This is a genomic window from Streptomyces sp. NPDC048290 (genome assembly GCF_040652095.1).
Classification (GTDB): Bacteria; Actinomycetota; Actinomycetes; order Streptomycetales; family Streptomycetaceae; genus Streptomyces.
Genome location: NZ_JBEZLM010000009.1, coordinates 100,948 through 113,253, shown reverse-complemented (window position 1 = coordinate 113,253; position 12,306 = coordinate 100,948). Strand labels below are relative to the sequence as shown.

Sequence of the window (12,306 nt, the reverse complement as noted above, 5' to 3'; positions counted from 1 at the left end):
ACGTCCCCGGGTTCCCGGCAGCCCCGGCGCTTCCCAGCGCCCCGGCGCCACCCGGTACGCCCTCCGCGAGACCCCCGTGAGGGTCCCCGTCCCCACGGGCACCCCGCCCCGGTGCGTCATTCCCCCGTACGCACCGGGGCGGGGTCTTTTCACGCCCGAGCAGCCGCCCCGGACCGCTCCCGGAGCCGCCCCGGACCGCTCCCGGTGCCGTACGCAGCCGCCCCGGACCGCTCCCGGTGCCGTACGGAGCCGCCCCGGACCCCTCCCCGTGCCGCACAGAGCCGCCCCCCCCCATGAACGACGGCCCCGAAGCCCCCGCCCCCGACCGCTCGCCCCCAACCCCCACCCCCGAACCCCCGAACCCCCGAACCCCCACACCCCCACCCCCCAACCCCCACCCCCCGAACCCCCCTCTTTGTTCCATTCAGAAACATTTCACGACCGGTTCCGTCCGAGGGATGGGAGACCGGCTGGCCGATCCCCCCGGGACGGTTAGGCTCGTCTCGCAGAGCACGGCGTCCCCGATCGCTCCCGACCGGTGCCGCCCGCCCCTGCGTCACCCGCGTCACATCCATGAAGGAGATGCTCGTGCCGTCCATCGACGTCGTCGTAGCCCGGGAAATCCTGGACTCCCGAGGCAACCCCACGGTCGAGGTCGAGGTCGGCCTCGACGACGGCAGCACGGGTCGTGCCGCCGTTCCGTCCGGTGCGTCCACCGGTGCCTTCGAGGCCATCGAACTGCGCGACGGCGACCCCAACCGCTACCAGGGCAAGGGCGTCGAGAAGGCCGTCCTCGCGGTCATCGAGCAGATCGGCCCGGAGCTGGTCGGCTACGACGCCACCGAGCAGCGCCTGATCGACCAGGCGATGTTCGACCTGGACGCCACCGACAACAAGGGCTCGCTCGGCGCCAACGCCATCCTCGGCGTCTCCCTCGCCGTCGCGCACGCCGCCTCCGAGGCCAGCGACCTCCCGCTGTTCCGCTACCTGGGCGGCCCGAACGCGCACCTGCTGCCGGTGCCGATGATGAACATCCTGAACGGCGGCTCGCACGCCGACTCCAATGTGGACATCCAGGAGTTCATGATCGCCCCGATCGGCGCGGAGTCCTTCTCCGAGGCCCTGCGCTGGGGCACCGAGGTCTACCACACCCTCAAGAAGGTGCTGAAGACCAAGGGCCTGTCCACCGGCCTCGGCGACGAGGGCGGCTTCGCCCCCAACCTCGGCTCCAACCGCGAGGCCCTCGACCTCATCCTCGAAGCCGTCAAGCAGGCCGGGTACGTCCCCGGTGAGCAGATCGCCCTCGCGCTCGACGTCGCCGCCTCCGAGTTCTACAAGGACGGCACGTACCTCTTCGAGGGCAAGGAGCGCTCCGCCGCCGAGATGACGGAGTACTACGAGGAGCTGGCCGCCGCCTACCCGCTGGTCTCCATCGAGGACCCGCTGTTCGAGGACGACTGGGCGGGCTGGCAGGTCCTCACCGAGCGCCTCGGCGACAAGGTGCAGATCGTCGGCGACGACCTTTTCGTCACCAACCCGGAGCGGCTGTCGCGCGGCATCGAGGAGGGCGCCGCCAACGCCCTGCTGGTCAAGGTCAACCAGATCGGCTCGCTGACCGAGACCCTGGACGCCGTCGAGCTGGCCCAGCGCAGCGGCTTCAAGTGCATGATGTCCCACCGCTCCGGCGAGACCGAGGACGTCACCATCGCCGACCTCGCCGTCGCCACCAACTGCGGTCAGATCAAGACCGGCGCCCCGGCCCGCTCCGAGCGCGTCGCCAAGTACAACCAGCTGCTGCGCATCGAGGAGATCCTCGACGACGCCGCGGTGTACGCCGGCCGCAGCGCCTTCCCCCGCTTCAAGGGCTGAACCGCCCGGCCAGCGGAAGCGTCGTCCGTACGTCCCCGTAACCGGTCCCGTACCGTGTGCGGGGACGTACGCGCGTGACAGCCGCGGACGGCGAGCCGCACAGGACAGCGGTACGGGACGGCCGCGGACGGGAACGGGAGGCGGGGACGACATGGCCCTGAAGGAGCGGGACCGGTTCTCCACGGCCACCCGGCTGCGGCTGCTCGGCGAGCAGACCGCCGAGCGGGTCTACCGCTCGCAGACCCGCCGCCAGGCCCGCCGCTCCCGGCTGACCGGCCGCGCCGCCCTGCTCGCCCTGGTCCTGTGCTCCCTGATCGTGGCACTCGCCTACCCGATAAGGCAGTACGTCGCCCAGCGCGCCGAGGTCGCCGACCTGGAGCGGGAGAAACGGCAGGCCCAGGAGCGGGTCGAGGAACTCCGCGACCAGAAGGCACGGTGGCAGGACGACGCCTACGCCGAGCAGCGGATCAGGGAACGGCTGCATTACGTGCTGCCGGGCGAGACCGGCTACATCGTGATCGACCCGGACGCCGCCCGCCAGTCCCGCACCGACACGACCGCCGCCGACCGACCCTGGTACGCCAATGTCTGGGACGGCGTCGACAAGTCCGACGCGGCCGACGGCTAGCCCTGACCCGTACCGCGGACCGCCCCCGGAACACCCCGTACCAGACAGACCCCGTACCAGACAGACCCCGTAGAAAGACATCATGCAGACGCCCCCGCCGCCCACCCCGCGCACCGAGCCCACCGACGCCGATGTGGCCGCCTTCCAGCAGCAGCTGGGCCGCCCCCCGCGCGGGCTGCGCGCCATCGCGCACCGGTGCCCGTGCGGGCAGCCCGACGTCGTGGAGACCGCCCCCCGGCTGCCCGACGGCACGCCCTTCCCGACGCTCTACTACCTGACCTGCCCCAAGGCCGCGTCCGCCATCGGCACGCTGGAGGCCGAGGGGGTCATGAAGGGCATGACGGCCCGTCTGGAGAGCGACCCGGAGCTGGCCGCCGCCTACCGCGCCGCGCACGAGGACTACATCCGGCGGCGGGACGAGATCGAGGAGCTGACCGGCTTCCCCAGCGCGGGCGGTATGCCGGACCGGGTGAAGTGCCTGCACGTCCTGGTGGCCCACAGCCTGGCCGCCGGTCCCGGGGTGAACCCGCTCGGCGACGAGGCGCTGGAGATGCTCCCGCAGTGGTGGCGCAAGGGCGCCTGCGTGACCCCGGCCGAGGAAACCGGGGACACCGGCGTGACCCCGACCGCGGGCCCCGGGGACACCGGAGGCACCGGCGCGACCCCGCCCGCCCCCGAGTGACGGCGCCCGCCCCCGCCGCCGACCCCACCACCCCCGGAGGAACCCCCCGATGACCCGCGTCGCCGCGATCGACTGCGGTACGAACTCCATCCGTCTGCTCGTCGCCGACGCCGACCCGGCGACCGGTGAACTGGTCGACCTGGACCGCCGGATGACGATCGTGCGGCTCGGCCAGGGCGTCGACCGCACCGGACGGCTGGCGCCCGAGGCGCTGGAGCGGACCTTCGCCGCCTGCCGCGAGTACGCCACCGTCATCAAGGAACACGGCGCCGAACGCCTCCGGTTCGTGGCCACCTCCGCCTCCCGCGACGCGGAGAACCGGGACGACTTCGTGCGCGGGGTGCTGGACATCCTGGGCGTCGAACCCGAGGTGATCACCGGCGACCAGGAGGCCGAGCTGTCCTTCACCGGCGCCACCAGGGAACTGATCGCGGGCGACGGCCTCGCCCGCCCCTTCCTGGTGGTCGACATCGGCGGCGGCTCCACGGAGTTCGTGGTCGGCGACGACCATGTCCGCGCCGCCCGCTCGGTCGACGTCGGCTGCGTCCGGATGACGGAACGCCATCTGGTGACGGACGGCGTGGTGAGCGACCCGCCCACCGGGGAGCAGATCGCCGCCATGAAGGCGGACATCGAGGCCGCGCTTGACCTGGCGGAGGAGACCGTCCCGCTGCGCGAGGCGCGCACGCTGGTCGGACTGGCCGGTTCGGTGACGACGGTCTCCGCGATCGACCAGGACCTGCCCGCCTACGACTCCGCCGCGATCCACCACTCCCGCGTCTCCCACACCCGGGTCCGCGAGATCACCGACCGGCTGCTGCACTCCACCCACGACGAGCGGGCCGCCGTCCCGTCGATGCACCCGGGCCGGGTCGACGTGATCGCCGCGGGCGCCCTGGTCCTGCTGTCGATCATGGACCGCACCGGCGCGCCGGAGGTCGTGGTGAGCGAACACGACATCCTGGACGGCATCGCCTGGTCCCTGGCCTGACCGCCTACAGGTTGCGGTACACGTCCCGGCGGTCGCCCACCTTGACGTCGAGGACGACGAGTTCACCATCGTTGATCTGGTAGGCGACCCGGTAGCTTCCGACCCGGAGCCGGTAGAGCCCGGACGGGCCGGTGAGCTTCTTGACGTCGGCGTCCTCGCGGTACGGGTCGTCACCGAGCGCGGTCAGCGCGGTCAGGATGCGCATGGCGTCGGGCCGGCTGACGGCCCGGAGCTGCCGCTGTGCCGCCGTGGTGAACCGGAAGGCGTACTTCACGCCGCATCGCCGTCCTGCTCGGTGAACAGGTCTGCCAGCAGTTCCGCCATCGTCACGGTGGGACCGCCCTCGGCCAGGACCGCTTCGGCTTCGCGCGCCAGCATGACGTCGGCCGCTTCCTCCAGCGCTTCGAAGTCCGCGATCGGGACCACGGCCGCCACCGGAGCGCCGTTGCGCGTGATGACGGTCGCCATGCCTGCCTCGGCCCGGTTGATGTGGTCGGCGAGGTGTGCGCGGGCTTCCCGCACGGTCACGGTGTTCTCAGTCATACAGTCAGTGTACGCGCCTGCGTGTACACCTATTCTGGCTCGGTTCGGGCGTCGCGTTCATGGGCGATGGTCGAGGGCATCTCCTGGCCCCGGCGCACCACTTCCCGGCCCCCCGAACCCCCTCCCCTGAGCGCCCCCGACCGGCGTATGAGCGCAGTTCCGGGGTGTTTTCCGGGGTCCGCCCGGTGCCCTCGCGGAAAAGTTCGTGAAGTTCTTCACAAGGAAATGGGCTGTGTCGAGGGGCCAACCGGCCCTGGAGCGGCTGTCCGGGGGCTCACCCGGGGTGCCGGGGCGTTCGGGTGGGTGTTTCGGGGGGGGTTTCCCAGCCCGTCCGGGGGCCCGTCCGAAGGGCTGGTCCGACGGATTCCGCAGGGGCGGACGAGCAGCTCACGAGGCATTGACAACGGTCCGGCGGGGACCCGGGTTCCCTTTCCGCGCCATGATGTGGATCACGCGGGCCGCGCAGTGTAGCAGAGGGTGCGCCGATGCTTGTGAAGGGGCGCACGAGGTACCCCCCTCATCCCGGTGGATACTCAAGGCATGAGCACCACGGAGCGTCCCAGGATTCTCGTAGTAGGCGGTGGGTACGTCGGCCTGTACGCGGCCCGGCGCATCCTGAAGAAGATGCGCTACGGCGAGGCGACCGTCACGGTCGTCGACCCGCGGTCCTACATGACCTATCAGCCCTTCCTCCCCGAGACCGCCGCCGGCAACATCTCCCCGCGCCATGTCGTGGTGCCGCTGCGGCGTGTGCTGCCCAAGGCGGAGGTGCTCACCGGCCGGGTCACCAGCATCGACCAGGACCGCAAGGTCGCCGCCATCGCGCCCCTGGTCGGCGAGGCGTACGAGCTGCCCTTCGACTATCTGGTGATCGCGCTCGGCGCGGTCTCCCGGACCTTCCCGATCCCCGGCCTCGCCGAGCAGGGCATCGGCATGAAGGGCATCGAGGAGGCCATCGGCCTGCGCAACCACGTGCTGGAGCAGCTGGACAAGGCCGACTCCACCACCGACGAGGAGATCCGCCGCAAGGCGCTCACCTTCGTCTTCGTCGGCGGCGGCTTCGCGGGCGCGGAGACCATCGGCGAGGTCGAGGACATGGCCCGGGACGCGGCCAAGTACTACACCAGCGTGTCCCGCGAGGACATGCGGTTCATCCTGGTCGACGCCGCCGACAAGATCCTGCCCGAGGTCGGGCCGAAGCTCGGCGCGTACGGCAAGGAGCACCTGGAGAGCCGGGGCGTCGAGGTCTACCTCTCCACCTCCCTGGACTCCTGCGTCGACGGCCATGTCGTGCTCAAGAACGGCCTGGAGGTCGACTCGAACACGATCGTGTGGACGGCCGGCGTCAAGCCCAACCCGGCGCTCGCCCGCTACGGTCTGCCGCTCGGACCGCGCGGCCATGTCGACACCGCCGCCACCCTCCAGGTGCAGGGCACCGACTACATCTGGGCCGCGGGCGACAACGCCCAGGTGCCGGACCTGGTCGGCCGCAAGGCCGGCAACCCCAACGCCTGGTGCCCGCCCAACGCCCAGCACGCGCTGCGCCAGGCCAAGGTGCTCGGCGACAACGTGGTCTCCGGTATGCGGGGCTTCCCGCAGAAGGAGTACAGCCACGCCAACAAGGGCGCGGTCGCGGGCCTCGGTCTGCACAAGGGCGTCGCGATGATCGTCATGGGCAAGATGAAGATCAAGCTCAAGGGCCGGCTCGCCTGGTACATGCACCGCGGCTACCACGGTCTGGCGATGCCGACCTGGAACCGCAAGATCCGGGTCTTCGCCGACTGGACGCTCGGTATGTTCCTCAAGCGCGAGGTCGTCGCCCTCGGCGCCATGGAGAACCCCCGCGAGGAGTTCTACGAGGCCGCCAAGCCCGCCCCCGCCCCGGTCGCCAAGACCGAGGAGCCGGCCAAGGCGTCCTGACCCGGCCGGCCGGGTCAGGACAGCCGACCCCGGTCAGCCATAGAGAGCCACCTCCCGAAGGGGCCGTCCGCCATCCGTGGTGCGGACGGCCCCTTCGGCGTTCCCCCACCCGGCCCCTTGGGCATCTCCCCGCCCGCCGATCTGACGGATCAGCAGGTGAAAGATGGGGAGTACAGGTGTTTTGCCCAGTCGTGACGCGCGTTGGGGACTGCGCGGGCGCGTCCCAGGTGTTTACGTGGACAGAGACATCCGCGATCACTCGTCACGGAGGTGCGCCATGGCCCACGCCGCGCCGCGGCTGAAGGGACTGCTGGAACAGGTGCTCGCAGCACCGCTTCCCGTGCGTATCCGCGCATGGGACGGCTCGGAGGCCGGGCCGCCGGACGCGCCATTGCTGGTCGTCCGCGACCGCCGAGCGCTGCGCAGACTGCTGTGGAAACCGGGCGAACTGGGCCTGGCCCGCGCCTGGGTGTCCGGCGACCTGACCGTCGAGGGCGATCTGTACCGGGCGCTGGAACTGCTCGCCGGACAGATCTGGGAACGGGACGAGGACGACCGTACGCTCGCCCAGGCGCTGCGCGATCCCCAGGTGCGCACGGCCGTGCGCGGACTGGTCCGGCTCGCCGGGCCCGCGCTGCCGCCCCCGCCGCCCCACGAGGAGATCCGCCGCCCCCGCCATCTGCACACCCGCCGCACCGACCGCCGCGCCATCAGCCACCACTACGACGTCGGCAACGACTTCTACGAGCTCGTCCTCGGCCCGTCGATGGTGTACTCCTGCGCCTACTGGGAGCAGGGCGGGACGCTGGAGGACGCCCAGCGCGACAAGCTCGAACTGATCTGCGAGAAGCTCGCCCTCAGACCCGGCCAGCGGCTGCTGGACGTCGGCTGCGGCTGGGGCTCGATGGTGCTGCACGCGGCCCGCGAGCACGGGGTCACCGCCGTCGGCGTCACCCTCTCCCAGGAGCAGGCCGCCTACGCCCGCAAGCGGATCGCCGACGAGGGCCTCACCGACCAGGTCGAGATCCGCGTCCAGGACTACCGGGACGTCCAGGACGGCCCGTACGACGCCATCTCCTCCATCGGCATGGCCGAGCATGTGGGCGCCGAGCGCTACCGGGAGTACGCCGCCGACCTGTACGCGCTGCTGCGCCCCGGCGGACGGCTGCTCAACCACCAGATCGCCCGCCGTCCGCAGGGCGACGAGGGTTCCTATCATGTGGACGCGTTCATCGACGCCTATGTGTTCCCGGACGGTGAGCTGGCCCCCGTCGGCACCACCGTCACCCAGCTGGAGCGGGCCGGGTTCGAGGTGCGGGACGTGGAGTCGCTGCGGGAGCACTACGCCCTCACCCTGCGCCGCTGGGTGGCCAATCTGGAGGCGGGCTGGGACCAGGCCGTCAAGCTGACCAGCCCCGGCCGGGCCCGGGTCTGGCGCCTCTACATGGCGGCCTCGGCCCTGGCCTTCGAACGCAACCGGATCGGCGTCAACCAGATCCTGGCCGTGAAGACCCCGGACGCCGGTACGGCGGGCCTGCCGCTGCGCTCCCGCACCTGGCACGCGTGACACCTCACGACTGACGTCTCACGAGGGACGTCTCACGGCTGACGTCTTACGACGGACGGAGAAGGGCCCCGTCTCCCGGGGGGAGGGTGACGGGGCCCTTCGGTCGTGGAGCCGGGCGGACCGGCGCCGCGGCTACTCCGACTTGATCGCGGACAGCATGTTCAGCCGGGCCGCCCGGCGGGCCGGCCACAGCGCGGCCAGCACCCCGACCGCCGCGGCCAGCAGCAGGAACAGCGCCATCCGGTCCCACGGCAGGACCAGCTCGTACGTCGACATCCGGGCGCCGATCAGCTGTCCGGCCGCCCAGCCGAAGAACACCCCGAGTCCGATGCCGAGCACCCCGCCGAACAGGGAGATCAGCAGGGACTCCAGCCGGACCATCCGCTTGACGCCCTTGCGGTCAAGGCCGATCGCGCGGAGCATCCCGATCTCCTGCGACCGCTCGAAGACCGACATGGCCAGGGTGTTGATGACCCCGAGGACCGCCACGATCACGGCCATGGCGAGCAGCGCGTACAGCATGTTCAGCATGAGGGTGAACATGCTGGCGATCTCGTTGGACAGATCCTGCTTGTCCTGGACCTTGATGGCCGGGTTCGAGCCGAGGGCCTCCTCCAGCCGGTCCTTGGTGGCGTCCGAGACCCCGCCGTCCGTGGCGACCATGACCAGCATGTCGTCGGGGGCGCTCTGGTGGGGGGCCAGGGTCCCGGCGTCCAGGATGATCCCGTTGAACATCTCGTTGGGCTCGTACACCCCGGCGACCGTCAGCTGCTGCTTCTCGCCGTCCTCGTAGTGGACGTCGAACGTCGAGCCGGCCTTCCAGCCGTACTGGTCGGCGATGTCGGTGTCGACGACGACATCGGTGCCGTCGACGGTGAAGGTGCCGTTGTCGACCGGGAACTCGGTGAGGTCGCCGAAGGTCTTCCCATCGACGCCGGTGAGGTACTCGGTCTCGCCGTCGATCTGGGCGGGCGCGTTGCGCATCGGGCTGGTGGCGGTGACGCCCTCGGTGTCGCGCAGGGTCCGCTCGACCTCCGGGGACAGCTCGTTGCCGTTGGCCATGGAGATGACGTAGTCGGCGCGGATCGCCTCACCGGCCATCTTGTCGATGGACTTCTGGAGGCTGCCCGCCATCACCGTCATGCCGGTGATCAGGGTCAGGCCGATCATCAGCGCGGAGGCGGTGGCCGCGGTGCGGCGCGGGTTGCGCACCGAGTTCTGCCGGGCGAGCTTGCCCGACACCCCGAAGACCCGCATCAGGGGGGACGCGGCGGCGATCAGCGGACGGGACAGCAGCGGGGTCAGGATGAACACCCCGATGATCAGCAGTCCCGCGCCCAGACCCATCGGACCCTGGCCGTCGGAGCCGTCCATGCCGGTCGCGGCGATCACGACCGCCACCCCGGCGGCGGCGAACAGCGCGCCGATCGTGTTGCGCAGCACCAGCGACTTGGTGGTCGCCTGGGCGTGCACACTGCTCATCGCGGCGACCGGCGGGATCCTCGCCGCGCGGCGGCCGGGCAGCCAGGCCGCCAGCATGGTGATGACGATGCCGACCCCGAGGGCGAGCAGGACCGTACCGGAGGTGATCACCAGCGGACCGGCCGGGACGGTGACGTCCAGCGAGCCCATCAGGGCGCGCAGTCCGGCGCCGATGCCGACGCCCGCGACCAGACCGGCGATGCCCGCGACCGTGCCCACCACGAACGCCTCGATCAGCACCGAGCGGGTGACCTGGCGGCGCGAGGCGCCGACCGCGCGCATCAGGGCCAGCTCCTTGGTGCGCTGGGCGACCAGCATGGTGAAGGTGTTGGCGATGATGAACGTGCCCACGAACAGCGCGATACCGGCGAACGCCAGCATGCCCTGGCGCAGACCGCTCATCATGGCCGAGATGCTCTCGGCCTGCTCGTCGGCCATCTGCTCACCGGTCTTGACCTCCACCAGGTCCGAGGGCAGCGCCTTGTCCAGCGCGCTCTTCAGCGCCGCCTGGCTCACCCCGGGCTCGGCGCCGACGTCGATCTGGTCGTACGTGCCCTTCTTGCCGAACAGCTCCTGCGCGGACGCGGTGTCGAACAGGGCGAGGCTGCCGCCCGCGGCGACATTGCCGTCGTCGGTGGTGAAGATGCCCGTGATACGGGGCTCCAGGACCGGGCCGTCGATGGACATCCGGATGGTGTCGCCGACCTGGTAGCCGCCGCGCTTCGCGGTCTCGGAGTCGATCAGGATCTCGTCGGTGCCGCTCGGCACGGCGCCGTCGACCAACGGGTAGCGGGGATCGTCGGTGCCCCAGTAGTTGCCGCCCTGGGACTGGAAGCCGCCGCCGATCAGCTTGCCGTCCTTGTCGGCGAGGGCGGTGAAGCCGGTGACGACACCGGTCGCGGAGGCGACGCCGGGCGCCCGCCCGCTGTCCTCCAGCATGGCCTGGGTCAGCTCGGGCGTGCTGCCGACCCGGTCGCCCTCGGACTCCTGGTGCTTGGCGGTCACGGCGACGTCGACCTGGTCGAAGCCCTTGGCGGAGCTGTTCTGCAGGGCGGTGGACAGGGTGTTGGTGAAGACCAGGGTTCCCGAGACGAAGGCCACGCCGAGCATCACGGCGAGGACGGTCATCAGGAGTCTGGCCTTGTGCGCGGTCACATTGCGCAAGGCGGTGCGGAACATGGCTGTCTCAGTCCAGTGGGTACGGTCCGATGGGGGTGGGGGGCGACCCGGAGGTCAGCTGGTGCGGCCCTTGGCGTCGAACTGCTTCATACGGTCGAGCACCGCGTCGGCCGACGGCCCGTACAGTTCGTCCACGATCCGGCCGTCGGCCAGGAAGATGACCCGGTCCGCGTAGGCCGCGGCCACCGGGTCGTGGGTCACCATCACCACGGTCTGGCCCAGCTCGCGCACCGAGTTGCGCAGAAAGCCCAGCACCTCGGCGCCGGAGCGGGAGTCGAGGTTTCCGGTGGGCTCGTCGCCGAAGATGATCTCGGGGCGGGAGGCCAGCGCGCGGGCCACGGCGACGCGCTGCTGCTGGCCGCCGGAGAGCTGGGAGGGGCGGTGACCGAGCCGCCCGGACAGCCCGATCATCTGGATCACCCGGTCCACCCACTGCTTGTCGGGCTTACGGCCGGCGATGTCCATCGGCAGCGTTATGTTCTCCAGCGCGGTCAGCGTGGGCAGCAGGTTGAACGCCTGGAAGATGAAGCCGATCTTGTCCCGGCGCAACTTGGTGAGCTGCTTGTCCTTCAGCGAACCCAGCTCGGTCTCCCCGATCCGCACGGACCCGGAGGAGAAGGTGTCCAGCCCGGCCACACAGTGCATCAGGGTGGACTTGCCGGACCCGGAGGGGCCCATGATCGCGGTGTACTCGGCCTGGCGGAACTCGACGGAGACCCGGTCCAGGGCGACCACCTGGGTCTCGCCCTCCCCGTAGATCTTCGACAGATCCGTGGCGCGGGCCGCGGCGGTCGTGGGCCGGGCGATGGGTGTCGTGGTCACGGGAGGGTGCTCCTGTCGGGACGGTTTCGAGGACACGTCCATCGTCCCGAGCACTTCGGGCCATGTAGTCAACCGCTGCTCCCGTTCCACGGCCCCTCTGCGGTCGGACCGGGGGCCCGGCGTGTCATACCTCGGGATGAGGGGCGCCCCCGACGCGTGGTAGGGCGCCGGAGCCGCCCGCCCGGGGCGGACACGGGCCGCCCGCGCGGAGCGCACGGCTCCCGGGCGACCGGGAGCGCTCACGGAGAGGGCCGGGAACGCATCCACTCGGACGGTGAAATTCCGTCATTCCGCATGCGCGGTCCGTGATCGTCCGAAAGGCTGGTGGCAAGTGCTGATGGCCTATTTTGCGGTCTGATGCTCCCTCAGACGTCAATAAAATAAGACAACATCGGTCCGCTCGTCCGCTGTTCGGGGGACGTACCCCGATAGGCTCGGAGCCTCGATGCGGAGCCCTCGGCCTGCCCGGATGGTGGAATGCAGACACGGCGAGCTTAAACCTCGCTGCCCCTCGCGGGCGTACCGGTTCAAGTCCGGTTCCGGGCACATCGCTGTCCACGGCGTCTGACCAGCGAACAGGCTGGCGGGCGCCGTCGTTCTTTGCTGCGGCGTCTGGGTACGTT

At 70.8% G+C, this 12,306-nt stretch carries 10 protein-coding genes and 1 tRNA gene; 7 read left to right on the top strand and 4 right to left on the bottom strand.

Translation table 11 applies throughout. From position 1 onward, the window contains the following. Positions 1–582 precede the first annotated feature (582 nt). The 4 genes from eno (at position 583) to AB0D49_RS17530 (ending at position 4,170) form a co-directional block, all read left to right on the top strand. A complete protein-coding gene (gene eno, locus AB0D49_RS17545; protein WP_362758387.1) occupies positions 583–1,869 on the top strand; it encodes a phosphopyruvate hydratase in 1,287 nt (428 codons plus the stop codon). A 151-nt stretch (positions 1,870–2,020) separates the two neighbouring features. After that, positions 2,021–2,497 carry a septum formation initiator family protein gene (locus AB0D49_RS17540; protein WP_362757961.1) on the top strand — a complete coding sequence of 159 codons (477 nt, stop codon included), beginning with the start codon at positions 2,021–2,023 and terminating at the stop codon, positions 2,495–2,497. 82 nt (positions 2,498–2,579) lie between these two features. Continuing rightward, positions 2,580–3,179: a DUF501 domain-containing protein gene (locus AB0D49_RS17535; RefSeq protein ID WP_362757959.1), complete on the top strand. Its 600-nt coding sequence runs from the start codon at positions 2,580–2,582 to the stop codon at positions 3,177–3,179. Positions 3,180–3,228: 49 nt separating this feature from the next. Then, on the top strand, positions 3,229–4,170 hold the full coding sequence (locus AB0D49_RS17530) for a Ppx/GppA phosphatase family protein (protein WP_362757957.1): 942 nt from the start codon (positions 3,229–3,231) through the stop codon (positions 4,168–4,170). A gap of 4 nt (positions 4,171–4,174) precedes the next feature. On the opposite strand, the gene AB0D49_RS17525 is transcribed toward AB0D49_RS17530, so the two are convergent. Both AB0D49_RS17525 and AB0D49_RS17520 read right to left on the bottom strand, forming a co-directional pair. After that, the gene (locus AB0D49_RS17525) at positions 4,175–4,444 is read right to left on the bottom strand and encodes a type II toxin-antitoxin system RelE/ParE family toxin (RefSeq protein ID WP_362757955.1); all 270 of its coding nucleotides are present in this window, start codon (positions 4,442–4,444) and stop codon (positions 4,175–4,177) included. Further along, positions 4,441–4,713, bottom strand: coding sequence for a type II toxin-antitoxin system Phd/YefM family antitoxin (locus tag AB0D49_RS17520; RefSeq protein WP_362757953.1), 273 nt, complete (start codon positions 4,711–4,713; stop codon positions 4,441–4,443). Before AB0D49_RS17520 ends, AB0D49_RS17525 begins: the two co-directional genes overlap by 4 nt. A gap of 540 nt (positions 4,714–5,253) precedes the next feature. Between AB0D49_RS17520 and AB0D49_RS17515 the strand changes: the two genes are divergently transcribed. Both AB0D49_RS17515 and AB0D49_RS17510 read left to right on the top strand, forming a co-directional pair. Further along, the gene (locus AB0D49_RS17515) at positions 5,254–6,633 is read left to right on the top strand and encodes an NAD(P)/FAD-dependent oxidoreductase (RefSeq protein WP_362757951.1); all 1,380 of its coding nucleotides are present in this window, start codon (positions 5,254–5,256) and stop codon (positions 6,631–6,633) included. A gap of 277 nt (positions 6,634–6,910) precedes the next feature. Beyond that, complete coding sequence (locus tag AB0D49_RS17510) at positions 6,911–8,200, top strand: cyclopropane-fatty-acyl-phospholipid synthase family protein (RefSeq protein ID WP_362757949.1); 1,290 nt, start codon at positions 6,911–6,913, stop codon at positions 8,198–8,200. A gap of 132 nt (positions 8,201–8,332) precedes the next feature. Here AB0D49_RS17510 and AB0D49_RS17505 read toward each other — a convergent pair whose 3' ends face one another. Together AB0D49_RS17505 and AB0D49_RS17500 are read right to left on the bottom strand one after the other, a co-directional pair. Then, complete coding sequence (locus AB0D49_RS17505; RefSeq protein ID WP_362757948.1) at positions 8,333–10,861, bottom strand: FtsX-like permease family protein; 2,529 nt, start codon at positions 10,859–10,861, stop codon at positions 8,333–8,335. Positions 10,862–10,915: 54 nt separating this feature from the next. After that, positions 10,916–11,683: an ABC transporter ATP-binding protein gene (locus AB0D49_RS17500; RefSeq protein WP_362757946.1), complete on the bottom strand. Its 768-nt coding sequence runs from the start codon at positions 11,681–11,683 to the stop codon at positions 10,916–10,918. Positions 11,684–12,146: 463 nt separating this feature from the next. Between AB0D49_RS17500 and AB0D49_RS17495 the strand changes: the two genes are divergently transcribed. After that, positions 12,147–12,229 (top strand) — tRNA-Leu (locus AB0D49_RS17495). Positions 12,230–12,306: the final 77 nt, after the last annotated feature.

Excerpts from the sequence above, each read along its gene's own strand:
- eno (WP_362758387.1), top strand. The coding sequence starts at position 583 with ATGCTCGTGCCGTCCATCGACGTCGTCGTAGCCCGGGAAATCCTGGAC.
- AB0D49_RS17540 (WP_362757961.1), top strand. The coding sequence starts at position 2,021 with ATGGCCCTGAAGGAGCGGGACCGGTTCTCCACGGCCACCCGGCTGCGG.
- AB0D49_RS17535 (WP_362757959.1), top strand. The coding sequence starts at position 2,580 with ATGCAGACGCCCCCGCCGCCCACCCCGCGCACCGAGCCCACCGACGCC.
- AB0D49_RS17530 (WP_362757957.1), top strand. The coding sequence starts at position 3,229 with ATGACCCGCGTCGCCGCGATCGACTGCGGTACGAACTCCATCCGTCTG.
- AB0D49_RS17520 (WP_362757953.1), bottom strand. The coding sequence starts at position 4,713 with ATGACTGAGAACACCGTGACCGTGCGGGAAGCCCGCGCACACCTCGCC.
- AB0D49_RS17515 (WP_362757951.1), top strand. The coding sequence starts at position 5,254 with ATGAGCACCACGGAGCGTCCCAGGATTCTCGTAGTAGGCGGTGGGTAC.
- AB0D49_RS17510 (WP_362757949.1), top strand. The coding sequence starts at position 6,911 with ATGGCCCACGCCGCGCCGCGGCTGAAGGGACTGCTGGAACAGGTGCTC.
- AB0D49_RS17505 (WP_362757948.1), bottom strand. The coding sequence starts at position 10,861 with ATGTTCCGCACCGCCTTGCGCAATGTGACCGCGCACAAGGCCAGACTC.